The following is a 24,629-nucleotide window of genomic DNA, read 5'->3' as shown; positions in this document are numbered from 1 at the left end:
TAGCCTATTCTGCGGGCATAGCTCACAAATGTGACATTGGCGTGAATTTTGCGCATTGCTTTTCTGTTTCTTAAAGACTATCACTTAAATGTGACTGTACATAAAGTGGTCACTGTTTTCTTTCCACCAGACAGAAATATGAGGGAAACGAGGCATGAAGAGACAGAAAAGAGATCGCCTGGAAAGGGCGTTGTCACGTGGTTATCAAGCAGGTATTTCAGGGCGTTCGAGGGAAATTTGTCCCTATCAAGCTTTAGACGCTAGATCACATTGGTTAGGAGGTTGGCGACAAGCCATGGAGGACAGGGCTGTGACCGCTTAAGCGGCTCCCTGTCAGAAGAAGGGATGACCTCCGCGATATGCGCATATTGCGGAGGTTGTTGTTTTACCCTGCGTACTTGGAGTTACAGCGTTGTTGGCTACGTTCATTCAGCCGAATCACTTACCTGAGTAAGCTCATCGACATTCATTCACTTGCCGCCTAGCTGTACCACCAATTACTTGGGTAAACGCGATATACGTACTTGGAGTTACAGCGTTGCTGGCTGTGTTCATTCAGCCGAATCAGTTAATCTACCCAACGTTTCAGCAAGATACTGGCATTCACACCACCAAAACCAAAACCATTCGAAAGGGCATAAGTCATCTCATGAGGCAACGCCTGACCTGCCACGATATTAAGCCCTTGGGCTGCAGGGTCAGGATTTTCCAGATTCAAGGTTGCCGGTACGATTTGATCACGTAAGGCCAGCACAGTAAAAATAGTCTCCAAACCGCCTGCAGCACCCAGTAAATGGCCTGTAGCAGACTTAGTGGAAGTCACTGCTAATGTGTCACCCTCACCAAACAAATGCTTAATCGCATTAATTTCGCCAAGATCGCCCACTGGAGTAGAGGTTGCATGTGCATTCAAATGTTGAACCTGTGAGGGCGTAATGCCTGCTTGGCGCAAAGCAATTTTCATTGCACGGTATGCGCCGTCACCGTCTTCAGCACCCGATGTCATATGGTAGGCATCCGCACTGGTGCCATAGCCAACAATTTCCGCTAACGGCTGTGCACCACGCGCCAGAGCATGCTCCAACGCCTCGATAATCAGTAAACCCGCACCTTCACCCATCACAAAGCCATCGCGTGCGCTATCGAATGGACGAGAGGCTTTTTCCGGGGCATCATTCGAGCCTGTTGACAGGGCGCGAGCGGCGGCAAAGCCAGCCAGACTGACTTTATCAATGGCGGCTTCAGCGCCACCGCATAAAGCCACATCAGCCTCATTGTTACGAATCAATCGGACTGCATCGCCAATCGCTTGCACACCTGCGGCGCAGGCGGTGACAGGTGCGCCAATAGGGCCTTTGAAATGATGCTTAATCGAAACATGGCCTGCGGCCAGATTCACTAAAAAGGAAGGTACGGTGAAAGGGGATAAACGTTTAGGCCCACGGCTATCTGTCGTTCGCACTGCATGGGCAATCGAAGGGAATCCACCGATTCCGGAACCAATGACTGTGGCGGTTCGATCTTGCTTCTCTTCGTCGTCCGCTTGCCAGCCCGCCTGGGCAATGGCTTCATCCGCTGCGGCCATCGCAAATTCAATAAAACGATCCATTTTCTTTTGATCTTTTGGCGCAACCGCTTTATCTGGATCAAAGCCTGCTTCAGTGTCTGCTGCGATAGTGGGGACTTGTCCGCCAATTTTGGCGGGTAAATCACCGACAATCTCATCAGGCAACACACGAATACCGGATTGTCCTGCTAACAGGCGCTGCCAAACAGTTTCGATACCACAACCTAATGGGGAAACGACACCCATTCCTGTAATCACTACACGGCGCGTATTCATCATTTTTCCTTTTGAGGCTCGATTATATGGGAGGTCTGCTTGGCATCTTTAGACTGCTTGCCTTGCATCAGTGCCAGTCGTTGATTAATTATATCGCTCCTGACGGAGCCTGCCGTTAGAGTGACATCTTGCGTACGCAGAGGTTGTCCAGTGCGCTTATCGAGCAAGACAGGTTCTACAGCCGTACCCGTGCGGCGATCGACCAGTAACACTGCAGGCCCCTCTGGTGCAAAATGTTGATTTCCCCAATGAAACAGCGTTGCAATCACCGGAAAGAAATCGTTACCACGTTCGGTCAATAAATATTCATAACGGGCAGGGCGAGGGTGGTAGAGGCGTTTCTCAAAGATGCCACTTTCCACTAGATACTTTAACCGCCGAGTCAGAATAGTCGGCGAGAGTTGCAAACTTTGCTGGAATTCATCAAAACGCGTTAATCCCTGAAAGGCATCACGGATGATTAGGATGCTCCACCATTCGCCCACTCTTTCAAGCGAGCGGGCGACGGGACAGGGCATTGCGTCAAGACTGGTTTTTTGCATATCTCGCTCACTTTAATCCGGTGGATTTCGCTAACCTTGGCCTAACAAGCCATTTTCTAACAAACCTTGATCTCTCAAGCGTTGCTCCAACAAACCATCGTGTACGACGATTCATCGGCGTAATATTAATCGACTACATTTATTGTAGTCACTGCTGTTAAAAAAATGCCACAGGGCATTTCGTTGATGAGCCATAACTATTACTGTGCAGGGGATGGCCCCTGCACATAGACAGCAAATACACTATTAGAAAGCGTTAGTGTCTTTGAACAAGCCAACTTTCAAATCAGTGGCTGTATAAATGACTTTGCCATCAACTAATACTTCGCCGTCTGCCACACCCATAATTAATTTACGCATAATAATGCGTTTAAAATTAATGCGGTAGGTCACTTTTTTGGCATCAGGCAGGACCTGACCAGTAAATTTAACTTCACCCACACCCAGTGCACGGCCTTTGCCTTCACCGCCCAACCAGCCAAGATAGAAGCCAACTAGTTGCCACATGGCATCCAGGCCCAGACAACCAGGCATGACGGGATCGCCGATAAAGTGGCAACCGAAGAACCATAGATCCGGATTGATATCCAGTTCCGCTTCCACATAACCTTTGCCATAGGTGCCGCCGTCTTCTGTCATTTTGACGACACGGTCCATCATTAACATATTGCCCGCTGGCAATGGTGGCCCGCCAGCGCCAAACAGTTCGCCACGGCCTGAAGCTTCAAGGTCTTCTTTTGTATAGGATTCGCGTTTATCTACCATGTTCTCAGTAAGCCTTATTTTAGTGAAGTGCGCAGAATAGCGTACACCTGTACGCTGAGCAAGTCCGATCAGCCGTGGTTGAACCAGTTCAGCCAACGTAATGGCCATGGCCAACGATGTCTGTCCTGCGGATTTACCTGCGAGATTCGCTCTTGAATAATACCCAAAAGACTAGGTTGCTGTTCATCAGCATAAACCACACCGGTTAATAGTGGTAATGCCTCAACTACGGTATCAACGGCCCACAGATGGAATTGACCCGCTTGCACAGCGTCAATCACGGCCTGATTAAGGCACAAATGACGGACATTGGTTGACGGTAAAATCACCCCTTGTGTGCCTGTAAGCCCACGGCGCTGACAAGTCTCGAAGAAACCTTCAATCTTTTCATTAACGCCACCAATCGGCTGTACATTACCAAACTGGTCAACAGAACCGGTCACCGCGATTTGCTGGTTGATAGGTTGCTGCGAGAGGGCACTAATGAGTACACAGAGCTCCGCGAGCGATGCACTGTCACCATCCACTTCGCCATAAGATTGCTCAAAAACAAGGGAGGCAGAGAAAGGCAGTGGTTGATCTAGTTCAAGCTCTGAAATGAGGAATGCTTGCATGATCATCATGCCTTTAGCATGAAGGTTACCGCCCAGTTCAGCTTTACGCTCAACATCAACAAACTCGCCATCCCCTAAATGAACAACGCAGCTGATTCGGGCGGGTTCGCCAAAGGCATAAGGATGACCAGGGTATTCCAGCACGGACAGACCATTGATCTGGCCGATAACTTGACCTTCAGTCTCAACCAGGATTTGACCAAGCTCGATTTCATCCTGCATCCGCTCAGCAAGATAGCTATGCCGCCAGTCACGAGCATTTAAGGCGAGTTCTAAGGCATTGGCTGTGAGGATATCCCCTTCAGCGTAGAGCGCGGCTTCCGCTAGCTGGTGGGTTAGCCATTGAGGACACAGTGGCAGGCTACCTTGGTCACCGCTATAACGTACAGCCTGACGTACTAGAACTGGCCAGGCGTCTGCAGCTAATGGCGGCAATTGCTTTTGTTGCAACAGCGCATTGACATAGCCGCACCATAAGGTCATGCCATCAATATCGACCAACGGAAGTTCTACTTCGAACTCACCATAAATAGCCAATTCACCCAGCTCAGGCTCCATATCGTGGAAGTCGCCAAGACCTAAACGATCGCCAACCAGAATCAGACGCAAATCCAGCGGCATGGAAGGGATATGTAGCGGCAGAGGGCGGGTTTCATCGGGTGATAACCAATCGAAGCGCTGCTGAACAATCATCTGTTTCAGGCGTAGCCACATGAGTGGTTGAGCTTGCAACGCCCGTACCGATAGGATCAATACGCCACCATTGGCTTGATGAACTAAACCAGGTTGCAGGCTGATTTGATCTTTATGCCATCTAACACAACCAAACAGTTGTTCCGGCTCGACCCATTCCTGATAGAGACAGCGTGACTGAGCGGCGAAACGCTCATTACCCTGCAGAGCGGGTTGCCAGCTAGCTTGGTGGTCTTGAATCAGATAGTCGCCACCAAACAAGGCTGAAGCCTCAGGTTGCAGCTCATTCACTGCCTGTGCAATTAACGCCAGATACTCCGTGCTCTCTTGTGCTTTGAGCAGCATAAAACGCGGTTGAGATTGTGGATGACAAAAGAGTGTCATGCCATTTTCTAACCGAGGTTGAATGGCGGCAAAAGAAACAGGCTCCAATTGGGAGGCAGTAGCAAATAACGCTTCATATGGCGTTGTGTTTGGCAGCAGTGACTGCCATTCGAGTCGGTTATTGGTCAAAGTGATAAATGCAATCGTCAAAAAGGGAAAGGGCGATTATACAAGAATAAAGCGGGCTGCATATACGTAGAGTGGCGGTTGGTGATAAGGAGTAAGATATCTGCAGTGTTCCGTACAAAAAACAATCTACTCAAGGGCTTTTAGTAGGATGAAATTCTGCCTAAAGCTGTTATGCTTGGTTTAAGTTACGCCGTCACTAAAGAGCTCACGATGAAATATCAACAACTGGAAAATCTAGAAAGTGGTTGGAAATGGGCATATTTGGTCAAAAAACACCGCGAAGGTGAGGCCATTACCCGACACATCGAAAACAGTGCTGCCTCAGATGCTGTGGAGCAACTGATGAAGCTGGAAAGTGAGCCAGTGAAGGTGTTGGAGTGGATTGATGCTCATATGAATCTGCGACTCACCACGCGAATGAAGCAAACTATCCGCGCCAGGCGCAAGCGGCATTTTAACGCAGAGCATCAGCATACTCGAAAAAAATCAATCGACTTGGAATTTCTGGTTTGGCAACGCTTAGCTGCTCTCGCTCGTCGTCGTGGTAATACGCTTTCGGAGACAGTTGTTCAGTTAATTGAAGATGCTGAGCGTAAAGAGAAATACGCTAACCAGATGTCATCGCTGAAGCAGGACTTACAGGATATTTTGGGTAAAGAGAAATAATCAGACTGCAGCGAGAATAAAAAAAACCCCGCAATGCGGGGTTTTTTACGAAAGAAGTAAACTTAAGCCTGTGGCTGAGTTACAACTTCTTTGTAGCCTTTAACTTCGATCTCTACGCGACGATCTGGTGCCAGGCACTCGATCAGAGCAGCACGTGGTTTCACGTTGTCACAAGTGTTGCCTGTAACTGGGTTTGCTTGGCCTTCACCGCGAGCGGTGATTTTGTCAGCAGGGATACCTTTAGAAACCAGGTAATCACGCACGCTGTCAGCACGACGCTGAGACAAAGCTAAGTTAGGAGCTGGTTGACCGATACGGTCAGCAAAGCCCAGAACCACAACAGAACCGTCTTTAGGATCGATAGAGCTCAGCTGTGCGTACAGTTGGTCCAGAGCTTGCTGGCCTTCTGGTTTCAACGTTGACTTGTTGAAAGCGAACAGTACGTCAGATTTCAGCGTGAAACGCTTAGTATCAACAACTGGCGCTGGCGCTGGAGCTGGAGCAACTACTGGTGCTGCTACATCATCCTGACCGAAACGGTAAGAAACACCAACACTCAGCAGACCGTTGTCTGGACGAGCACCAACGGTAGCTTTATCACCGATGTTGCTAACCCATTGGTATTCCATACGGGTTGCCCAGTTTTTGGTCCAAGCGTATTCTGCACCCAGAGCAACCAGTGGAGAAACACCAGTGTCGTGCGCTGTAGCGCGTGTATCGGTAGCAGCGTTATAACCGCTAGCGTCTGCACGCCATACCAGACCACCCAGACGAGTGTAAACGTCCAGATCTTGTGCTACAGGGTAGCTCAGTTTAGCAGCTAACTGAACGCCTTGTGCTTTGAAAGCGCCATTGTTAGTGTCGCCTTTGTAAGGCATACGGCCAAGCCAGTCGTAACCCATTTCAAAGCCCAGGTATTGGTTTGCTTGGTAACCCAAGAACGCACCAGCACCGACTTGGTCTTTATGAGTTGGGCCGTCATTATTAATGATGGAACCCGTGTCTTGGAACTGAGACCAGCCCAGTTTACCACCGGTGTACCAGGTGTTATCTTTCGGTGCGGCTTGCGCTACTGTAGCGAAACCTGCCAGTGCCACTGCTAATGCGATAGCTGTCTTTTTCATTTTACGCCTCGTTATCATCCAAATAGGCAATGAGCTTTTAAAAGCCAAGCCCTTGGTTAAAATTCTTCGTTAAGGTTTAAACGCTCCCGTTAATCACGTTGCCAGTATGATTTGGCATTCTAGAGCAACCTTAGCGAAGTAAAGTCTACAACGTGGCGAGAAACTTACAAGTCTGATGTAATAATCTGCCTGAAAAAAACGCGAAATAGTGCATGTTCTTTAACGATTTAGCCGTAAAAAACGGCTTTTCAACCTCGATATTTTCTGCTGAAAGCCGCATTCCGACTCGCTTTATAATGGTTTTATAGTGGGAAGCGCTAAAAATTGTAATAATTCATGGGATAAATCCTAAATTCACTTAATGATACAAAGAAGAATGAATTTTTAACGTTGCGCACTGTCCTTGAACCGTTTTTGTGTCATTTAGCGGATGCATAACAAACCCGTAAGTATTTCCTAGCTTTGCCGCTAAATGTAAACGAGCACGATCATCATCTGATAACTCAGGTAACCAACCCAGTACGACACTGTAATTTCCCGTCAATAATGCTTTTTCCATCGCATCGACAGTCGATAATGGGCTGATTTGTCTTACTTGAACGACTTTACTTGCGGGTAGGCCGGACTGTTGTAACCACAAACGACTCAATTTCTGTTGTGGTGTTAACCATAAAAGCCACCGAGCTTGTTTACCGAGTTGTTGTAATAAAGGAAGCAATAACTGGGTTACTGCAGGCTGGTTTGCACTGTACACAAGTTCACTGATAAGACCACAATCTGATGGTGCATCAACTCTTTCCACGGCATCGCTGGTAACAAGAGAATGATAATTAGCTTGATAAGGTTTAAGTGATTGAGTGCGCATGATTAACCTCGCCTGTAGTGTGCTGTATGCATATACAGTAGTCACTGTTTGTTAGAAGATCAACTAAATTTTTACAAGACGCTTCGCATAATTGTGAAGTAAATCCGTGCAAATTCATTTTGTATTTGGCTCGGTAATCCATTTTAAGTATTTTTTAATTAGTTGTTCCTCTTACACTTATTGCAACTGAATAGGGACGTTAGTTCGGATTTTTACTAAAGGAGTAGTCATGAAAAACGCATCAGAAAACAAAATCATGCAAGCACGAGATTGTTTTGATTTTTTAGGTCAGATCACGGTCCGCTCACAATTTGGCGGCTATAGCCTATTGGCTAATGGGATTATGTTTGCGGTCGTTTCTGAGGGAGAACTGTATTTGCGGGCGAATGATCAGGTCGAGGGAGTCTTTCGTGCCAGAGGGATGACGAACCTTGTTTATGCCAAACGCGGAGCGCCGATCCTACTGCGCTATTACAGGGTGGATACTTATCTTTGGGATGACGAACGGACATTATGCCATTTTGCCAAGCGGGCTTACGAAGAAGCTAAAACTGAGATTTTAAGCAAAAAAGGGCCAACTGTTCGGCTGAAGGATTTACCTAATCTGAGCGCCAGCCTCGAACGCCTGTTATGGCGAGTCGGTATCAAAAATGCATCAGATTTACGCCTTGAAGGCGCAAAGCGGTGTTACCTTAAATTACGCGCTTTGCGAGGCTCGCTCGGGATAAACATATTATTGTCGCTAGCGGGGGCTATTAGTGGCTATCACTACGCTGCTCTGCCACTAATGATACGAGTTGAGCTGATTGAATGGTTTGAAATACACATCGGCGCAATGTATGAAACAGCCTGATCATGGGCTAATAAAAATCAGCCCATGGCGCTTTTATTGTCTGATAGACAAAGTTATCCGGTCTGACTGATACGTTTATTCAGTTCACTCAGTTCAGGTAACAGTTCAAGCAGTAAGCCAATCTGCTGCAACACCAATTGGTCTTTACTCTCCGGCTCAGGATTGCACTCTTGCAGCCGGGTAGATAAGCCGGTTAATACTTGAGACATTTGTGTGCTGTCAGGTTGCTCTTGCTCAAGTGTGCCCTCGACATAACAAATAGCATCATTGAGTAAATTCAATGTGGCCGTATTCGTCAGTTTCTCGCGGTGAGCACCTAATGCAGAAATATAACTGAGCATGGTGTGGTTTAGGCAGAGTAAGCGGAATGCTGCTTCTTGGGTTTCTGGATTGTTTTTGGGCTCAGCGGACATATTTGAAATGACAGAAGCGAGTTCGGCATCGCAATTATGTGCATCTCGGCGCGCAATACGGTAGGGCAGACTATTATCTTTGCCTTGATAATATTGCACCAAAATAGCATCGAGATAGCGGCAGTTCGCATTCAATGTTTTGTGAACGACGGTCGGGAGTTGACGGAACTTCCAGTCTGGCCAGATAAAACTCACGGCAACCCAGGCAATAGCACATCCGAGTAAGGTATCGAATACACGTGGTGCAGCGACTTCAAATCCTTCGCCTAACAAGTTAAAGCAGAGCAAAACCAATAAGGTGATGAACATTGTGGCGTGGGCATATTGAACATTGCGGAAGGCAAAAAACAATACACCCGTAATGACGATCAGGATTAACTGCCCTTCAATAGAGGGCACAAAATAGAGGATAGGTAAGCCAATGAGTATCCCAGCTAACGTCCCGATGATACGAAGTGCGAGGCGGCGACGGGTAGCATTATAGTTGGGTTGGCAGACAAACAGGCTGGTTAGCAAGATCCAATAACCGTGGCGCATGCCGGTAACTTGGATAAAGGCATAGCCGACACAGAGTACAAGGGACATCCGAATAGCATGGCGAAACAGTGCTGATTTTGGTGTCAGGTGGCGGCTAATCCGTAGCTTGATATCACTCCACCCAGTCAGACGATCGTCAGATAAACGGCTTTCTGGTTGAGGGTCTTCTGCTAAGTCCTGTTCTGACTCAATTCCCGCCAGTTGTGCATCAATTGCCCGCAAGTTTTTCAGTAAATGTGATAGCGCCTTAACTTGCTGCGCGTGTTCATTATTAGCGAGCTCTCTGGCCAATGCAGCATCTAAAAAAGTGAAGGCACGTTCGAAACGAGGGTCATGTTGATACTTTTGCCGCATTAGTATGGATTGTGAGAGCTGCATACAGGCTCTGGCTTGCATGTTCAATAAGCGCTGAAAACGAAAGAGAACATCGCTGTAACGGAATTTCTCGCGCAATGCTTGGTATTGGACATGCGATGAACTGGCTCGCTCATGAATATCTTGCGCGACAAAATAATAATGAAGGGTTCGCCGAGTCCCACGTTGTCCTCGGTCACCTTTCAATCGCGTCACCAGCGAAGCTTTGGCCTGATTTAATGTTGTGACTAATGTTCCGTTCGCCATCGCCACATCAATAATGGGCTGATCGACATCAGGTTCAAGATCGGGGTCAAATAAATTGGCCTTAGCTTCTAAATAGCGTGCGAGCTGCTGATAACAGCGGGCCAAATTGTCCTGTAAGGGGCGAATAGGAAAGATAAGATGGCCGCAAAGCGTTAATAGGTTGTACCAGACGGCACCCAGTATCAGTAGTAGGGGCTGCTGATACCAAATCTGATACATAGAAGTCCCCAGCATGGTGTAGATGGCAATCAACAATGCGCCAAAAGCAATGGTCGCATAACGTTGGCCTAATGCGCCCAGCAGTATAAAACCGCAAGTTGATAGGGTCAGACCGAGGGCAAAAAACCAAGGGTAGGGAAATAAAAGTTCTATGGAGGCCGATGCGACAAAAAAACAGATTAGCGTAATAAAGAGATTACGTAACCGCCCAGCGAGGCGGTCATCCAAATCCGTTAATGCTGCAGCAACGACACCCAATGTGAGCGGAATCGTCAGTTTAGGTTGATCAATCCACCATGGAACTGCCGTTACGCCTGCTAATGCGATAAAAATTCGGACATGATAAAGCAGGCTACTATTGTAGACATAACGGCGTAAACCAGTGACGAAATTGAGCACAAAAAACCTCTAAAACTGAAAGATCAACGTTGCTGAAATTGGCGTTGAGCATTGGCGATTCTGGCCTGCTGCGCCACTTCGACTGAAACGACACGGCGACCCACTGGCCATAATGCGATAGCCGCAATTTTAAAATTGGCGATCCCTACAGGGATACCGATAATGGTTATGCATTGCACAATACCGGTGACAATATGGGATAGACATAGCCACCAGCCGAATAAAACAAACCAGACAATATTTAATAAAGAACCGCCCGCAGTTAGCAGAGCATTACTTTTTTCTGGGTATAATTCATTGACATGGATCGCCTCATTACCATAAGGAAGAAATGATAGCTTAGTAATTTCCCAGCAAGAGCGGGTTAGTGGTAAGGTGAAAATTAAGATAACGCTCACCACGGTGGCTAATAGCCAACCGAGAGTGGTGAAAAAACCACCTAATACAAAATTAAGGACGTTCAATACAGTACGCATAGTGATTTATCTGCCTTACTGAATAAAAAAACCGCAATGCGGGTGAGTAACAACACAGACTATCCAGTATATATGCATAACACGGGATAGTTTCCTGCTTCAACTATCGGATACCTGTTGTTTAAACTCAATTATTTTATTTACACTCCACTATGTTATTTCAATTCACTTAATACGAGTTATGGCGCGCAGATATGGAACTTAAGGCGACATCTTTTGGCAAGCATCTGGCCCAGCATCCCTATAATCGGGTTCGCTTGCTGAATGCGGGCATCGAAGTATGCGGTGATAAACATCAGTACCTGATCCCTTTTAACCAGTTGGTTAACATCCAATGCAAGCGCGGTATTGTCTGGGGTGAGATGGAGTTTGAATTGCCAAATCAGCAAGTTGTGCGCTTGCATGGTACTGAATGGCAAGAGACTCAGCGTTTTTATCATCATTTACTGGGCATCTGGCAGCAATGGAGTGAGGAGATGAGCCTGGTCTGTGTTGAGGTTTTGCATAAGCAAGTTGAGTCAATTAAGCGAATTGAGCAGCAAGATAAATGGTTCAAACGTAGTGAATTAGGTCAGTTGCAAGATGCTATCCGTGAGGCTTTTGCCGCGTTACCGATGCCGGTACAACGGCTGGCGGAATTTGAGTCTTGTCGCGCAGATTATGAACTTTGTTTGCGTTGGTTACAGCAAGGTCGCCGCAGCGTTGATCGTCGCAATCAGCAATGGACGCAGCGAATGCTCGAGGTGCACCAAGAATTCTTCCAGAGTGTTGAAAGTTCACCACTAAATGAATCGCAGAGCCGCGCAGTGGTCAATGGCGAAGATTCGGTATTGGTGCTGGCTGGTGCGGGTAGTGGTAAAACATCGGTGCTGGTGGCCCGTGCAGGTTGGCTATTACGCCGCAATGATGCGTTACCAGAGCAAATCTTACTGTTGGCATTCGGTCGCCAAGCGGCTGATGAAATGAATAGCCGTATCAAAGAACGCTTGGCGGTGGATGATATTCAGGCCAAGACATTCCATGCGCTTGCATTGCATATTATTCAGCAGGGTAGTCGTAAAACCCCTGCTATCAGCAAGTTGGAGTCTGATAGTCAAGCCAGAAGGTCGCTACTCATTAAGCATTGGCAGCAGCAGTGCAGCGAGAAAAAAGCCCAAGCGAAAGGCTGGCGTGAATGGCTGACTGATGAGCTGGAATGGGATGTCGCCGACGGTGATTTTTGGCAAGATAAACGGCTTGCTGCACGTTTGGCTGGGCGACTCGAGCGTTGGTTAGGGCTGATGCGCATGCATGGTGGTAGCCAAGCCGAAATGATTGAGCAAGCTGATGAAGAAATACGAGATCTCTTTCAGAAGCGTATACGGTTAATGGCCCCTTTACTTAAAGCATGGAAAACAGCATTAAAAGAAGAGGGTGCGGTTGATTTCTCGGGGCTGATTCATCAGGCGGTAAACTTGTTGGATAAAGGGCGCTTTGTCAGTCCTTGGAAGCATATCTTAGTTGATGAATTTCAGGATATCTCGCCGCAGCGAGCTATGTTACTGACCGCTTTGCGTAAACAAAATAAGCAAACTTGCTTGTTTGCTGTCGGTGATGATTGGCAGGCAATCTACCGATTCAGTGGTGCAGAGCTTTCACTGACCACTGCGTTCAGCCAGAATTTCGGCGAAGGGGCGGAGTGTGCATTGGATACGACCTATCGCTTTAACGACCGTATTGGTGAAATTGCGAATCGATTTATTCAGCAAAATCCCTACCAATTAAAAAAACCACTGAATAGCCTGAGCAAAGGCAATAAAAAGTCAGTGATGATTTTACCGAACGATCAACTTGAAGCGCTGCTAGATAAGTTAAGTGGTTTCGTTAAGGATGACGAACGTATCCTGATATTGGCGCGCTATCATCATTTACGCCCTGAAATCTTGCAAAAAGCAGCTACACGTTGGCCCAAACTGAACATTGATTTTATGACTATTCATGCCAGTAAAGGGCAGCAGGCGGAGTATGTGATCATTGCGGGTTTGCATGAAGGGAATGACGGTTTTCCTGCTGTGGCACGAGAATCCATTCTGGAAGATGTATTGCTACCGGCACCTGAGGATTTTGCTGATGCGGAAGAGCGGCGCTTGCTTTATGTCGCCATGACCCGAGCAAAACATCAAGTCTGGTTACTGCAAGATACGTCTAACCCCTCCGTATTTATTGATCAACTCAGTGAACTGGGTGTCCCGAGCCAGCGCAAACCCTAGCTAAGATTTAGCCCGGTGTTTTATCACCGGGCTTGATGGTTATTTCAGACGCTGCTTTAAGTAGCGATCATAATCAGGGATAGCAATGGTCACTTCGCCATGAAACAGTGCTGAACCAATTAAGAAATCTGCGGTTGAGCGGTTAGTGGCGACCGGTATATTCCAGACAGTTGCTAAACGCAGCAGTGCTTTGACATCGGGATCATGAGGTACGGCGTTCAGTGGGTCCCAAAAGAAAATCAAAATATCGATTTTCTTTTCAGATATCAGCGCACCGACTTCCTGATCCCCGCCCATTGGACCACTGAGCAAACAGTGGACGTCAATCCCGGTCGCATTCTGTACCAGATTGCCCGTGGTGCCAGTTGCATACAGTTCGTGCTGCGCTAAAAGATCTCTGTTTTCCATCACCCATTCGAGCAGTGATTTTTTGCAGTGGTCATGGGAGACAAGGGCAATATGCTTACGTGCCGCCATCGTGCGGGTGGTGAGTTCCATCAAAATATCCTTCAGTAAGAGCTAGCGGTTTACTGACAGATTACTGAAATGGATATTTTGTGCATAGCGTTAACGCAAAGAAATGCGAAGAAACAAGCATAACCTGATGTTTAAAAACGGCCAAAACAACGTGGTTATTTTGTCGGTGGTTTTTTGGCCCAAATCAGGAAGCGTTGCTGAGTTTCGGCATCAGCTTGTAAGAACCAGTATTGCAGCATCTGTTCAGCCACATTCTCACCTTGCAGGCGAGTGGTTTTCTGCGCTGCATTTGTTCCTGCGACTGCAATAGTAGTACCAGGCACAGCACTTGCTGGTGAAGGCGGAATGGTGGCAAATGAAGGAACAGATGCGCTGTGTTGACCCACATTATAGGTGGCCATTGCTGTTTCAAGTGTGATGGCTGCGCCAAGGTTTTCTTCATGCAGTACATCATGGCGCACGATCAATGGGCGACCATTATCGCCGATAAGTTGAAACTCGGGTTTTTTCGAGAACTTATGCCCATCTCGTTCGGAATCAATAACCGGCAATTTTATGGCGACGGAGCGAACGTTACGAGTATTGAACACCACGACCAATGGGGGGGAGGTGTACAATATTTTCGGTTCTGCCGGTAATGGTTTTGCCACTTTGAACAGAATCTGATGCTGCCCGCTGTTTAGCTCCAAACTGTCGGCCCCCTTGAGTAAAGAGCCAGACATATTTTTGCCATCGACCACCAACAGGTCAATTTCCGGTGCAAGTTTTAAGGTCGTGGCGAGTGCTGAAGCACTAAAGCAAACGGCCAAAATCCCTGCGACCACCAGACCAAATTTCATGTGTTGCTCCTGAAGGCGATATCCACTTACATTGTCAGACAGGCGAGATAATGTGTCAAAGTCTTTCCGTGCGCCCACATTTATTTACCGTTTGTAATATTCGGCATGAGTCTGTCATGTTTATCTTAATGAATTATAAAGATAAAATAAGTAATCTAACAACTATTAATGTTATGTCTATTAAGCGAAATCAATTAGACCGTGTTTAACCGCGTTTTTTAGCATGATATACACTTAGGCGATCTTCTAACTTTTCTAAATCCATCCAAATGCAAATGGCTAGGAACATTCTTTTAGCGCATCAGAGGAACTGAAAATGCACGATAAAGACATTGCAGAGATTCTCCAGCAGGTAAAGACAATTGCGTTAGTTGGGGCAAGCGATAACCCATCGCGTCCCAGCTACGGTGTTATGGCTTATTTGCTCCAGCAGGGGTATCAAGTTATCCCTGTTAGCCCTAAATTGGCTGGGAAAACGTTACTAGGGCAGCAGGTTTACGCTGAATTAGCCGATATTCCTGATGAGATTGATATGGTGGATGTCTTCCGCAACACAGAGGCTGCCTATGGTGTCGCGCAAGAGGCAATAGCTATTGGGGCCAAAGTATTATGGTTGCAGATAGGCGTTATCAATGAGTTAGCGGCAACATTGGCTGCCGATGCTGGTTTAAAGGTGGTTATGGACCGTTGCCCAAAAATTGAGATCCCGCGACTGGGGCTAGAAAAATAGAGCTTTTCGTGTGCTGATTAGCGTGATTCTCCGCTATAAGAGCATCGCAATAAAAAACCCGGCAGTGAGTGCCGGGCTTTATCATATGCATTGAAGATTGGGTATGCTGTTAATCAATTGCGCAGGCGTGGGGCCTGTAACTGATGGCGAATTGACGCAGCCAGTTCATCTAATGATGGTTGTTCGGGATGCGCATCAATATCCTCATATGTCAGTTGTGCTTCAGCGAGGTAAGTGTGTACCGGTTGCCCCTCTTCATCCTCAATGACCACGTGATACCAAGGTGATGAACGCAAAGTATCATTGTTTGCAACTTCATCAGGTTCAGGTGGCTCAAGAGAATATTCAGGATCGATATCAATTACCACACCCAAATAGCCGTGCAGGCTGTGGCGAACTTGCTGACCAATACCAAATTTGCTGGCGATCATGATAACCTCCTGAGAAACATTACTCTGCCCTCTATATGAGGGCATTATGGGGTATTTCAAGTCACACTATCCGACATGCAAACCCTTTCAGGTACAAACCTTCCGGATAGGTAGCAATAACCGGATGATCTGCTGCCTGGCGGAACTGTTCTATAAATTGTATATCATGACCTGCATCTAACGCAGCATCCGCCAAGATTTTTTGGAATAAATCTGTTGGCATCAATCCAGAACAGGAGAAGCTTAATAAGATCCCGCCTGGGCGTAGTAACTGTATTGCTAACATATTAATGTCTTTATAGCCACGGCAGGCGCTGGCCAATTGGCTTTTGTTTTCCACAAATTTTGGTGGGTCCATGATGATCATGTCAAACTTTTCCCCTTGCGTGCGGTAGTGGCGCAGCAGTTGGAACACATCATCGCGGACGAACTCAGCTTTGCTAAGATCTAACTGGTTCAGTTCTACATTCTGCTTCGCAATGTCTAACACGGATTGCGACGTATCGACACTGATAACTTGTTGGCAATTCCCCATTAGCGCAGCTACAGCAAAGGCACCGGTATAAGAGAAGCAGTTCAGAACGCGGCGACCTTCGGCATAATTACGTGCAGCGAGCCGACTATCACGCTGATCTAAATAAAAACCGGTCTTATGGCCGTGTTGGATATCAACCAGTATCTGCATACCGTTTTCGGTGATAGGTAACAGGGCTGGTGGCATTTCGCCGAGTACTGTCCCTTGGGTCAGTGGTAAACCCTCTTTTTTACGCACTGAAACATCAGAACGGTCATAGATAGAGCATTCTGGATAGCAGGCTTGCAGGGCGCTGATCAGCGTCGAACGTTGATATTCGGCACCGGCAGAGAGTAACTGCAAGACAAGGAAGTTTTGGAAACGGTCGATAGTGATACCGGGTAGGCCATCAGACTCACCGGCGATTAAACGGTAGCCATTCAAACCATCCCGTTGCGCCAGCCAATCTCGCCAGCTTTGTGCTTGCTGCAACCGGCGGATAAAGAATTCACGATCGACGACTTCATCTTGTTGGAACGTCCACACTCGTGCCAGGATTTGTGATTCAGGTGAATAGGCGGCACGTGCCAACCATTTGCCTTGGCTATCAAGGATATCAATGGTTTCACCGGGAAGGGCGCTGCCTTCAAGGCGCTGAACTGCCCCAGAGAAAATCCACGGATGGCGACGAAGTAAGGATTTTTCACGTCCTTTAGCAAGAAATAAGCGCATCATAATATTCTTTTAAAATCAAAATGTTATAATTGATAAGTCATTATCAATCAAAATAAGGTCACAATCATATAGCAATGTCATCCCACTCACTACCTCGACTATCCTGATACTTGGCTGTCATTTGGGCTGACTTGTGTCCTAGTCAATGTTGGGCGAACTCACCGCCTTTGGCGTCAGTATACAGCCTTGCGGCTAAACTTCGTATCTCATGGAATGATGGCGGCGACCCTTCCCACTCAACGCCTGATAATGGGCGCAAAAAACTTCCGGCTTAAAACTATCTTTCCTCAGTATCCAAAAACTTACCCGATCTCATCAATTTCATACTTCACAAGAAAAATCCTACCGATTAAACTGTATGCATATACAGTTGTATTGTAGGTGTGAATGATGATTTTTTACCCACTCTCCCCGTTGCGTGAAGTCGTTCTTATCCCGTTGTTTAACGAGACGATTCCGGCAGGTTTCCCAAGCCCTGCGGCAGATTATGTCGAACGACCATTGGATCTGAACGAGCTATGTATTGCTCACCCTGCAGCGACTTATTTCGTGCGCGTGTCGGGTCATTCAATGACGGGGGCGGGGATCTATGATGGTTCTCTGTTGGTGGTAGATCGGAGTATCACGGCACAACATGGAGATATTATTATTGCGTCTGTTGGTGGGGAGTTCACTGTAAAAAAACTGTGCTTACATCCTGTTGTACAGCTAGAGGCGATGAACCCCGATTATGCACCTATCGTTTTGAATGATAGTGGAGATGATTTAGAAACATTTGGTGTGGTGAGATACGTCATAAACGAGGCTACAAATGTTTGCCCTCGCTGACGTTAATTCTTTTATGCGTCCTGTGAGTCTGTATTCCGGCCAGACTTACAGGGGAAACCGATAATCGTCCTTTCAAACAACGATGGTTGTGTCATCGCGCGTAGCCGTGAAGCCAAATTAGTGGGTATTAAAATGGGTGAGCCGTATTTCAAGATGCGCAATCTGATCCAGAAATATGGTGTGGTGACATTCAGCAGCAACTATGAGCTTTATGCTGATATGTCTAATCGGGTTATGACTGTGTTGGAATCTATGTCGCCGGCCATGGAGATATATTCAATTGATGAGGCATTTCTGAACGTGTCTGGGGTCAATCATTGCATGAGTCTGGATCAGTTTGGTCGGGAAGTTCGGCAACGGGCACTACAATGGACAGGCCTCACTGTCGGTGTAGGAATTGCCCAAACTAAAACGCTGGCTAAGCTGGCAAATCATGCCGCCAAGCAGTGGAGTAAGACCGGTGGCGTGTTGGATTTATCCGATCCTGTCAGGCAGCGGAAATTACTTGCCATAACGCCAGTTCAAGATATCTGGGGTATTGGTCGTCGCATGGGTAAAAAGTTGAATCAGCTTGGCATCAACACGGCATTGCAGTTGGCTGACACTCATTCGCAGTTTGTGCGTAAAAACTTCAATGTCGTGCTAGAGCGCACCGTCAGAGAACTCAATGGTGAACAGTGTCTCGAGCTGGAAGAGTTCGCTCCGACAAAACAGCAGATTGTGTGTAGCCGGTCCTTTGGTGAGCGAATAACCCGTTATCAGGACATGCGCGAAGCTATCTGTGGGTATGCGGTGCGTGCGGCGGAAAAGCTGCGTGGTGAACATCAATATTGCAGGCATATATCAGCCTTTATCAAAACCAGCCCTTTTGCACCCAATGAACCTTACTATGGCAACATAGTGAGCACTAAGCTTCATATTCCCACACAGGATTCACGGGACATTATCGCTGCGGCATTGAGTTGCCTTGATGCGATATGGAAGGATGGTTATCGATATCAAAAAGGCGGGGTGATGCTGGGTGATTTCTACAGTCAAGGTATTGCCCAATTGGGGTTATTTGATGATAACCAGCCAAAAGCGAACAGTGCGGCGTTAATGGCAGCGCTAGATGAGATTAATCAATCGGGTAAGGGTAAGGTGTGGTTTGCTGGGCAGGGCATACAAAAGGGCTGGCAGATGAAACGCGAGATGCTATCGCCAGCTTATACCACCAGGTGGGCTGAATTACCGGTTGTGAGATGATGGTGATCAATCTTGCACGGATAGCCTGTTGAAGTGGGGATTTCGAGGCCATAATTGAGTTGGCTGCCAGCGAGGTAAAAGTGCGGTATTGCCGGAATATGAGCTGGAAAATGCAAATTATCGCGCAGATGAGGAGTCGATATGGCAACAGTATGCACAGCTGCTTATGTTTACGGCATCGTTCAAGGTGTCGGTTTTCGCTACAGTACGCAACGTCAAGCCCAGAAACTGGGGGTGACGGGATACGCCAAAAATTGCGATGACGGTAGCGTGGAGGTGTTGGCCTGCGGTGAGCAAGATGCCGTTGATAGTTTGCTGGCGTGGATAAAACAAGGGGGGCCACGAGGCGCGAGGGTGGATCGTTTGCTCACTGAGCCCCATCCCATCACGCCGTTTGAAACCTTTACTATTCGTTATTAACGGTTATTGCGCTACGAATGACTAACCGCTTTAACGCCTCCATCCCATTATTCAATGGCGGCAAGTCTGCCGCCTGCTAGATGCATTTCACGGGTTTGGGTAGACCGGCAATTTTCGTCGCCTGCTTTGCGGGGCCTTTGGGAAACAAGCGATATAAATATCGACTGTTGCCTTTTTCCTCGCCATATTTCTGCGCCATGGCTTTGACCAGCATGCGGATAGCGGGTGACGTATTAAATTCTTGATAAAAAGCGCGCACAAAACGCACCACTTCCCAGTGGGGTTCGGTGAGGACAATACCTTCTTGTTCTGCCAGCAATGGCGCTAAAGCTTCGCTCCAGTCTGCGCTGTTTTTCAGATAGCCCTGCGCATCGGTATCGATAGCCCGACCTTCAAACTCCAACATATCACCTCGGTGACTCACCTAATAAAACGGCCATCAATTTAGCAAATTTTTGACTGTAGCCCAAAATAATCTGTGAGTTCGTCCCATCACGAGCGCGAGAGGATGCTAAAAGAATAGAGGGGCTGGGCAGCAAGTGTGCGGCCATGATGATTAATTCATCATTCGATATTGAGATGGCGGCTTTTTGGTCGATTAAACACAAACAAGCTTTACAAGCGACAGTGCTCTGTTTATAGTTCGGTCCGTTGCGGAGGGGTGGCCGAGTGGCTGAAGGCAACGGTCTTGAAAACCGTCGACGGGAAACCGTTCGAGAGTTCGAATCTCTCCTCCTCCGCCAACTCAACTTCTACTACCCTCTCCCAGAGTCTACTCAAGTCAGTCATCACGGCACTTACAGAACATTTCAGTTATTCCAGCGTCTACTAAAATCAACCTAAATCTACATACACATGTGCATAGTTTTGTGTATAGTTTCGGCGCTAATCGTGGCTCTACACATCAGCAGGGAAAACTATACACATGCCACCACTTTCCGACCTTCAAATTAAGCGTTCAAAACCCGATGCTAAACCCTATAGCGTAACGGATGGCTTTGGGTTATCTCTCATTGTTGAACCCAATGGCTCAAAAGCCTGGCGCTTTCGTTATCGATTTGCTGGTAAGCCAAAAATGATATCTCTCGGCACATACCCATTAGTCACCTTGGCTGAGGCCAGAGAAAAACGTGATGAGATGCGAAAGCTGGTTGCCGCCGGTAAAAATCCAAGTGAAGTCCGCAAGGATAATAAACGTTCGCTACTGTTGGAGCAGTCCAATACATTTGAAGCAATAGCCAGAGAATGGTACGGGCGAAATGTCGAACGCTGGTCTGAGGGGTATAGCAAAGACATGATGAGCGCATTTGAGAAAGATATTTTCCCCTTTATTGGGCATCGACCCATTAAAGATATAAAACCCCTCGAGCTATTAGAAGCACTATCCAGAATGGAACGCCGTGGAGCTACTGAGAAAGTTCGTAAGGTCAGGCAGCGGTGTGCCGAAGTATGGAAATACGCCATTGTTACTGGTAGAGCAGAATATAACCCCGCACCAGACTTATCCAGCGCCCTTAAACCACACAAAAGAGATAACTATGCTCATCTCACCGCAGAGGAGTTGCCAGCATTTCTGCATGGCGTAAATGGTTATCGTGGAAGTGAAGTGGTAAAGAATGCTTTAAGGCTACTGATTATTACCGGGCTTAGACCCGGTGAGCTTCGTGGGGCCGTATGGCGTGAAATTGATATGGATAAAGCCCTTTGGGAAATCCCGCCAGAAAGAATGAAAATGAGGCGTAATCATGCAGTCCCTCTATCGAAGCAAGCGCTGGAGTTACTGAGACGAGTTCAGCTTATCAGTGGCGGATATGAGTTTGTATTTCCTGGGCGAGGGATTGGTGATAAGCCAATCAGTGAGATGACAATGAATCTTCTCATTCGACGCATTGGTTACAGTGGTAGAGCGACTGGCCACGGCTTCCGGCATACCATGAGCACCATTTTGCATGAGCAGGGATATAACTCAGCCTGGATAGAGCTACAACTTGCCCACGTCGATAAGAACAGCATTCGCGGCACCTACAATCACGCCCAGTATTTGGATGGCCGTCGGGAAATGCTTCAGTGGTATGCCGACTATATGGATTGCAGAGAACGTCAGTCGAAAGATTAGTTATTAGGTAAAACTCTTCCGTGAGGAATAAAAAAGGGTCGGTTCAGTAGGTTCAGTCGGTTCAATATTTTAGTTTGTTGATTTATAAGTTAATTAATTCATTTTTTGAACCGACCCTGAACCGACTTTAGGCCATTTGAACCGACCCTAATCGCGTTATCTCCCGAAAATCTTGCTTTCTCTCAGCTAAATCACCCTAAACCTGTAATTGATAAGCTGAAATTGCTCACCACAGTTTGATGTGAAAATGTGAAGTGATGCTGTGCATCGGTGGGGTAGGTGCTGGACGAGTATACAGTGGTGATTTATAGTAGACCTCAAGAGAATAAGGCTGTGCCTAGGCTGATCCCCGAAAACCAGTACACCTCTACTGGCCGGCATAGTCCCCAACACTAGAGGGTGTGAGGTGGCATGTGAAGTTGTCCCATAGTCCGAGTGAATTAGAAAGGTGCTGTAAGCTATTAGATTCTCTTGATGATCGAGAACGTATTTGGTTGATACCTAGAGGTAAAATTAGAAATTTAAGTTATACCCGACCAGGTTTAATAAGCCCATTTGAAGCAATAGACCTTATTAAAAGTGATGATGACTTGAACGAGTATTTGCTCGCTGTTTACGAAGGGATTGATGAGTATATTTCTCCTGAGCAATTACAATTGTGTAATAGTATTTGGAGTGAAATTATATCTGACCGTTCAATTAGTAAAAGTATGAATGTCGTCGGTATAACAATACAACAGGTAATAGATCCAAAAAAACATATCGAATTAAAAATACTGGTGAGAAAATATATAAAATCTGAAGTTGAAACGGATAAGTCTAAATGGATCAATATTCTAAACGAAAAACATCCAGGGTGGATGGATAGAGACCATAACTTCTCTAGGTTTGAGAATTGGTTACTGCGTATAATTTGGGGGTATCTATCAGGTGAATTATATAAAGCGTATGGTGAAGGGAAAAAAACATTAGATACTTATAAGATATTAACCGATGAATTGTTAAAACTTAGTGAACATTCCGTTTTTACATTTTTTAGTTTATCCAATTTGGGAGGAGCAGAAAAAAATTCCCTTGAGAGAATGGGGGAAAATGCTTCTTTAATGAGTGACTTTATACTGACATCTAGAAAGGATGAAACTCTAAAAGAGAGAGCTCTCGCTGTAGAGATACTTAAATTATTTCTGATGTATGCCAAAAAGAGTCATGTAAGAGGTGCACAAATTTTTTTAAACGCAGAATTTGTTGAAAATTATATTGATAGAAAAACAATTCAAAGATGTTGGGATATGGTAAAAAAATTAAAAATGGACAAAGTCTATGGATTTTAATGGGTCTTTGTCCGGTAAATAACTCTATTTTTTCATATGGTTTTGGGATGGCGTTAGCGTTAAATATGAACGTATCTTTGCCATATAAAATACAGTAATTATTAGTTAGCCTTCTCTGGAGTCTACTGACGTCATGTGACGTTAAATGAAACCAATAGGAAGGCAATATGCAGCGAGTCGCACAATCACTCATCCGCTTATCAGAAGTCCAACGCCGCACTGGTTACAGTAAGGCTTGGCTTTACCGTCTCATCAGCCAGAATCGCTTCCCTCAATCCATTAAAATCGGTACCCGTTCCATTGCCTTCGTTGAAAGCGAAATTGACGAGTGGATCAATCAACGCATTGCTGAATCCCGCAAGGAGGTCGCCTAATTAAGCATATAGGGTGTGCATTTGTTGCGTGTATTTGCGTTAGGTTTAATCCAGCATTTGATTTCCATCGCTACAGCTACCAAATGATTTAACGAAGGATAATTCAACATGAAAAAATTAAATGCCTTAATTGGCAGTACCCAAACTCAGCCCAAAATCGTACTCAGCGGTATTAATGTTAATGGCTTGCCTATCGAGTTTGTTAGCCAGTGGACGGAGTATTGGACTAAACAAAGTTTCGCTATTTCTGCCCCTGCCAATATTCGTCGCCAGTATTATCCCGATGATTCAGCGTTCAGTATTGCCATGCGTAAAGCTGGCTATGTTCCGGTTCGTACGCGAAAGTTGACAGGGAAAAAAGAGAGCTTTTGGCTGTATCGGGTAACTGGCAATGATAAGGGGGTATGCCCAGCAGATCCCTTATCTAGCAGGGATTACAACCCATTTGTGCAGGTGTCACATAAGCCTCGATATGGTTATAACGAGGTCGCTTTAGATGGGAAGTTACTTCATGTATATGGCGACCACATCCGTTTACTGACTAAAAAGCGGGTTCGTGTGAATGGTAAACAAGTTCAGGGCTACACAGCTAAAGGTCTGCGTGTGGAGGTGGTGGCATGATGCCCATAACTCAAGCAGCCACCCTGAACCGACTATCTTTGAGCGAGTCGGATACTAACCCGGTAATTTCGGGTCAGTTGCAAAAAATTTTGCAGGTGACTTTCGGTTACTTACTAACAGCCCCAGCAATTTCAGTCCTGTTTAAGGGCGGCAATAGTAACGCTCAAAATTTAAACTGCGAAACTTTCGGAGGTACCAGTAAAAGCAACTTGCATCAATCTTCAGAATTTAATGGAGATTGCTACTCAGCCAAATATTCGGCTCAGCAAGCGCCGCTCAAAAACGGCAATTCACCGAGTTTACCGGTGCGGCGTAACCTGTTGATTAAACTTAATTGTGCTGAAACAGGACAATTAGCTAACTCATTGATTCTTTCGAAGAACGCACAGTCCGTTTGTCGGGAAATCAAAGGCGAACAGTATTCGGGTTCGGCTGAACATTACCGTTACGCAGGTTCGGTAGTCATTCGAAACGGATGTAACAATGAAAATCAGCAGGTTACAGGCAAAGAAAAGGGCAGTGCTGAGAACACTACCCTTGAGATGGTGCCGTTTTTGATTCATGAGGAAAATCAAC

Annotated in this window: 24 protein-coding genes, 1 tRNA gene and 1 pseudogene; 13 read left to right on the top strand and 13 right to left on the bottom strand. The window is 46.4% G+C overall.

Features of this window, described 5'->3' with window-relative positions:
- Window positions 1-154: 154 nt before the first annotated feature.
- On the top strand, window positions 155-322 hold the full coding sequence (gene rmf, locus DA391_RS14235) for a ribosome modulation factor (protein ID WP_005170911.1): 168 nt from the start codon (window positions 155-157) through the stop codon (window positions 320-322).
- A gap of 246 nt (window positions 323-568) precedes the next feature.
- On the opposite strand, the gene fabF is transcribed toward rmf, so the two are convergent.
- The 4 genes from fabF to DA391_RS14215 all read right to left on the bottom strand — a co-directional run bounded on the left by fabF (window position 569) and on the right by DA391_RS14215 (window position 4,970).
- Window positions 569-1,843 (bottom strand): beta-ketoacyl-ACP synthase II, encoded by a 1,275-nt coding sequence (fabF, locus tag DA391_RS14230; RefSeq protein WP_050081462.1) that lies wholly within the window; start codon window positions 1,841-1,843, stop codon window positions 569-571.
- Window positions 1,843-2,385 carry a winged helix-turn-helix transcriptional regulator gene (locus DA391_RS14225; RefSeq protein WP_050081463.1) on the bottom strand — a complete coding sequence of 181 codons (543 nt, stop codon included), beginning with the start codon at window positions 2,383-2,385 and terminating at the stop codon, window positions 1,843-1,845. Before DA391_RS14225 ends, fabF begins: the two co-directional genes overlap by 1 nt.
- Window positions 2,386-2,631: 246 nt before the next feature.
- On the bottom strand, window positions 2,632-3,150 hold the full coding sequence (gene fabA / locus DA391_RS14220) for a bifunctional 3-hydroxydecanoyl-ACP dehydratase/trans-2-decenoyl-ACP isomerase (RefSeq protein WP_005160035.1): 519 nt from the start codon (window positions 3,148-3,150) through the stop codon (window positions 2,632-2,634).
- Between the two features lie 68 nt (window positions 3,151-3,218).
- A complete protein-coding gene (locus DA391_RS14215; protein WP_050873445.1) occupies window positions 3,219-4,970 on the bottom strand; it encodes an AAA family ATPase in 1,752 nt (583 codons plus the stop codon).
- Window positions 4,971-5,180: 210 nt separating this feature from the next.
- On the opposite strand from DA391_RS14215, the gene matP reads away from it, so the two are divergent.
- Window positions 5,181-5,636, top strand: a complete 456-nt coding sequence (gene matP / locus DA391_RS14210; RefSeq protein WP_108087899.1) for a macrodomain Ter protein MatP — start codon at window positions 5,181-5,183, stop codon at window positions 5,634-5,636.
- A 62-nt stretch (window positions 5,637-5,698) separates the two neighbouring features.
- Here the strand turns inward: matP and ompA are convergent, their stop codons facing one another.
- Both ompA and sulA read right to left on the bottom strand, forming a co-directional pair.
- Entirely contained in the window at window positions 5,699-6,760 is a 1,062-nt protein-coding gene (ompA, locus tag DA391_RS14205; RefSeq protein WP_050081464.1) for a porin OmpA, read from the bottom strand.
- Between the two features lie 358 nt (window positions 6,761-7,118).
- The gene (gene sulA, locus DA391_RS14200; RefSeq protein WP_108087898.1) at window positions 7,119-7,625 is read right to left on the bottom strand and encodes an SOS-induced cell division inhibitor SulA; all 507 of its coding nucleotides are present in this window, start codon (window positions 7,623-7,625) and stop codon (window positions 7,119-7,121) included.
- Window positions 7,626-7,854: 229 nt separating this feature from the next.
- Here sulA and DA391_RS14195 point away from each other — a divergent pair, with 229 nt between their 5' ends.
- Window positions 7,855-8,478, top strand: a complete 624-nt coding sequence (locus tag DA391_RS14195) for a TfoX/Sxy family DNA transformation protein (protein WP_050081465.1) — start codon at window positions 7,855-7,857, stop codon at window positions 8,476-8,478.
- A gap of 53 nt (window positions 8,479-8,531) precedes the next feature.
- Here the strand turns inward: DA391_RS14195 and yccS are convergent, their stop codons facing one another.
- The gene (gene yccS / locus DA391_RS14190; protein ID WP_050878985.1) at window positions 8,532-10,667 is read right to left on the bottom strand and encodes a YccS family putative transporter; all 2,136 of its coding nucleotides are present in this window, start codon (window positions 10,665-10,667) and stop codon (window positions 8,532-8,534) included.
- A gap of 23 nt (window positions 10,668-10,690) precedes the next feature.
- Entirely contained in the window at window positions 10,691-11,143 is a 453-nt protein-coding gene (locus DA391_RS14185) for a YccF domain-containing protein (protein ID WP_042806371.1), read from the bottom strand.
- A 194-nt stretch (window positions 11,144-11,337) separates the two neighbouring features.
- Here DA391_RS14185 and helD point away from each other — a divergent pair, with 194 nt between their 5' ends.
- Window positions 11,338-13,392: a DNA helicase IV gene (helD, locus tag DA391_RS14180; RefSeq protein ID WP_108087897.1), complete on the top strand. Its 2,055-nt coding sequence runs from the start codon at window positions 11,338-11,340 to the stop codon at window positions 13,390-13,392.
- A 39-nt stretch (window positions 13,393-13,431) separates the two neighbouring features.
- On the opposite strand, the gene DA391_RS14175 is transcribed toward helD, so the two are convergent.
- Window positions 13,432-13,890: a methylglyoxal synthase gene (locus DA391_RS14175; protein WP_108087896.1), complete on the bottom strand. Its 459-nt coding sequence runs from the start codon at window positions 13,888-13,890 to the stop codon at window positions 13,432-13,434.
- Window positions 13,891-14,024: 134 nt separating this feature from the next.
- On the bottom strand, window positions 14,025-14,708 hold the full coding sequence (locus DA391_RS14170; RefSeq protein WP_167398177.1) for a DUF2057 family protein: 684 nt from the start codon (window positions 14,706-14,708) through the stop codon (window positions 14,025-14,027).
- A 316-nt stretch (window positions 14,709-15,024) separates the two neighbouring features.
- Between DA391_RS14170 and DA391_RS14165 the strand changes: the two genes are divergently transcribed.
- On the top strand, window positions 15,025-15,438 hold the full coding sequence (locus DA391_RS14165) for a CoA-binding protein (RefSeq protein WP_019209546.1): 414 nt from the start codon (window positions 15,025-15,027) through the stop codon (window positions 15,436-15,438).
- 113 nt (window positions 15,439-15,551) lie between these two features.
- Here DA391_RS14165 and hspQ read toward each other — a convergent pair whose 3' ends face one another.
- A complete protein-coding gene (gene hspQ, locus DA391_RS14160) occupies window positions 15,552-15,869 on the bottom strand; it encodes a heat shock protein HspQ (RefSeq protein WP_050081471.1) in 318 nt (105 codons plus the stop codon).
- A 61-nt stretch (window positions 15,870-15,930) separates the two neighbouring features.
- Window positions 15,931-17,121 carry a 23S rRNA (cytosine(1962)-C(5))-methyltransferase RlmI gene (gene rlmI / locus DA391_RS14155; RefSeq protein WP_172440364.1) on the bottom strand — a complete coding sequence of 397 codons (1,191 nt, stop codon included), beginning with the start codon at window positions 17,119-17,121 and terminating at the stop codon, window positions 15,931-15,933.
- 387 nt (window positions 17,122-17,508) lie between these two features.
- Here rlmI and umuD point away from each other — a divergent pair, with 387 nt between their 5' ends.
- The 3 genes and pseudogenes from umuD (at window position 17,509) to yccX (ending at window position 19,611) form a co-directional block, all read left to right on the top strand.
- The gene (umuD, locus tag DA391_RS14145) at window positions 17,509-17,946 is read left to right on the top strand and encodes a translesion error-prone DNA polymerase V autoproteolytic subunit (protein WP_050081473.1); all 438 of its coding nucleotides are present in this window, start codon (window positions 17,509-17,511) and stop codon (window positions 17,944-17,946) included.
- Window positions 17,930-19,191: pseudogene (locus tag DA391_RS14140) on the top strand (Y-family DNA polymerase). The gene umuD and the pseudogene DA391_RS14140 overlap by 17 nt, the downstream one beginning before the upstream one ends.
- Window positions 19,192-19,332: 141 nt before the next feature.
- On the top strand, window positions 19,333-19,611 hold the full coding sequence (gene yccX / locus DA391_RS14135; RefSeq protein WP_050286051.1) for an acylphosphatase: 279 nt from the start codon (window positions 19,333-19,335) through the stop codon (window positions 19,609-19,611).
- A gap of 76 nt (window positions 19,612-19,687) precedes the next feature.
- Here yccX and tusE read toward each other — a convergent pair whose 3' ends face one another.
- A complete protein-coding gene (tusE, locus tag DA391_RS14130; protein ID WP_049605313.1) occupies window positions 19,688-20,017 on the bottom strand; it encodes a sulfurtransferase TusE in 330 nt (109 codons plus the stop codon).
- Window positions 20,018-20,266: 249 nt separating this feature from the next.
- Here tusE and DA391_RS14125 point away from each other — a divergent pair.
- The 5 genes from DA391_RS14125 (at window position 20,267) to DA391_RS14105 (ending at window position 24,053) form a co-directional block, all read left to right on the top strand.
- A tRNA-Ser gene (locus tag DA391_RS14125) sits at window positions 20,267-20,354 on the top strand.
- Between the two features lie 182 nt (window positions 20,355-20,536).
- Window positions 20,537-21,727: a tyrosine-type recombinase/integrase gene (locus DA391_RS14120; RefSeq protein WP_108087895.1), complete on the top strand. Its 1,191-nt coding sequence runs from the start codon at window positions 20,537-20,539 to the stop codon at window positions 21,725-21,727.
- 413 nt (window positions 21,728-22,140) lie between these two features.
- Window positions 22,141-23,058 carry a hypothetical protein gene (locus tag DA391_RS14115; protein ID WP_108087894.1) on the top strand — a complete coding sequence of 306 codons (918 nt, stop codon included), beginning with the start codon at window positions 22,141-22,143 and terminating at the stop codon, window positions 23,056-23,058.
- 167 nt (window positions 23,059-23,225) lie between these two features.
- Entirely contained in the window at window positions 23,226-23,432 is a 207-nt protein-coding gene (locus tag DA391_RS14110; protein ID WP_108087893.1) for a helix-turn-helix transcriptional regulator, read from the top strand.
- 108 nt (window positions 23,433-23,540) lie between these two features.
- Window positions 23,541-24,053: a hypothetical protein gene (locus tag DA391_RS14105; protein WP_108087892.1), complete on the top strand. Its 513-nt coding sequence runs from the start codon at window positions 23,541-23,543 to the stop codon at window positions 24,051-24,053.
- Window positions 24,054-24,629: the final 576 nt, after the last annotated feature.

It is taken from the genome of Yersinia massiliensis, assembly GCF_003048255.1.
Lineage (GTDB): Bacteria > Pseudomonadota > Gammaproteobacteria > Enterobacterales > Enterobacteriaceae > Yersinia > Yersinia massiliensis_A.
This window is presented reverse-complemented; position numbering and strand designations above follow the sequence as displayed.

Coding starts and splice junctions, on each gene's coding strand:
- rmf (WP_005170911.1), top strand. CDS start 155: ATGAAGAGACAGAAAAGAGATCGCCTGGAAAGGGCGTTGTCACGTGGT.
- fabF (WP_050081462.1), bottom strand. CDS start 1,843: ATGAATACGCGCCGTGTAGTGATTACAGGAATGGGTGTCGTTTCCCCA.
- DA391_RS14225 (WP_050081463.1), bottom strand. CDS start 2,385: ATGCAAAAAACCAGTCTTGACGCAATGCCCTGTCCCGTCGCCCGCTCG.
- fabA (WP_005160035.1), bottom strand. CDS start 3,150: ATGGTAGATAAACGCGAATCCTATACAAAAGAAGACCTTGAAGCTTCA.
- matP (WP_108087899.1), top strand. CDS start 5,181: ATGAAATATCAACAACTGGAAAATCTAGAAAGTGGTTGGAAATGGGCA.
- ompA (WP_050081464.1), bottom strand. CDS start 6,760: ATGAAAAAGACAGCTATCGCATTAGCAGTGGCACTGGCAGGTTTCGCT.
- sulA (WP_108087898.1), bottom strand. CDS start 7,625: ATGCGCACTCAATCACTTAAACCTTATCAAGCTAATTATCATTCTCTT.
- DA391_RS14195 (WP_050081465.1), top strand. CDS start 7,855: ATGAAAAACGCATCAGAAAACAAAATCATGCAAGCACGAGATTGTTTT.
- DA391_RS14185 (WP_042806371.1), bottom strand. CDS start 11,143: ATGCGTACTGTATTGAACGTCCTTAATTTTGTATTAGGTGGTTTTTTC.
- helD (WP_108087897.1), top strand. CDS start 11,338: ATGGAACTTAAGGCGACATCTTTTGGCAAGCATCTGGCCCAGCATCCC.
- DA391_RS14175 (WP_108087896.1), bottom strand. CDS start 13,890: ATGGAACTCACCACCCGCACGATGGCGGCACGTAAGCATATTGCCCTT.
- DA391_RS14170 (WP_167398177.1), bottom strand. CDS start 14,708: ATGAAATTTGGTCTGGTGGTCGCAGGGATTTTGGCCGTTTGCTTTAGT.
- DA391_RS14165 (WP_019209546.1), top strand. CDS start 15,025: ATGCACGATAAAGACATTGCAGAGATTCTCCAGCAGGTAAAGACAATT.
- hspQ (WP_050081471.1), bottom strand. CDS start 15,869: ATGATCGCCAGCAAATTTGGTATTGGTCAGCAAGTTCGCCACAGCCTG.
- umuD (WP_050081473.1), top strand. CDS start 17,509: ATGATTTTTTACCCACTCTCCCCGTTGCGTGAAGTCGTTCTTATCCCG.
- yccX (WP_050286051.1), top strand. CDS start 19,333: ATGGCAACAGTATGCACAGCTGCTTATGTTTACGGCATCGTTCAAGGT.
- tusE (WP_049605313.1), bottom strand. CDS start 20,017: ATGTTGGAGTTTGAAGGTCGGGCTATCGATACCGATGCGCAGGGCTAT.
- DA391_RS14120 (WP_108087895.1), top strand. CDS start 20,537: ATGCCACCACTTTCCGACCTTCAAATTAAGCGTTCAAAACCCGATGCT.
- DA391_RS14110 (WP_108087893.1), top strand. CDS start 23,226: ATGCAGCGAGTCGCACAATCACTCATCCGCTTATCAGAAGTCCAACGC.
- DA391_RS14105 (WP_108087892.1), top strand. CDS start 23,541: ATGAAAAAATTAAATGCCTTAATTGGCAGTACCCAAACTCAGCCCAAA.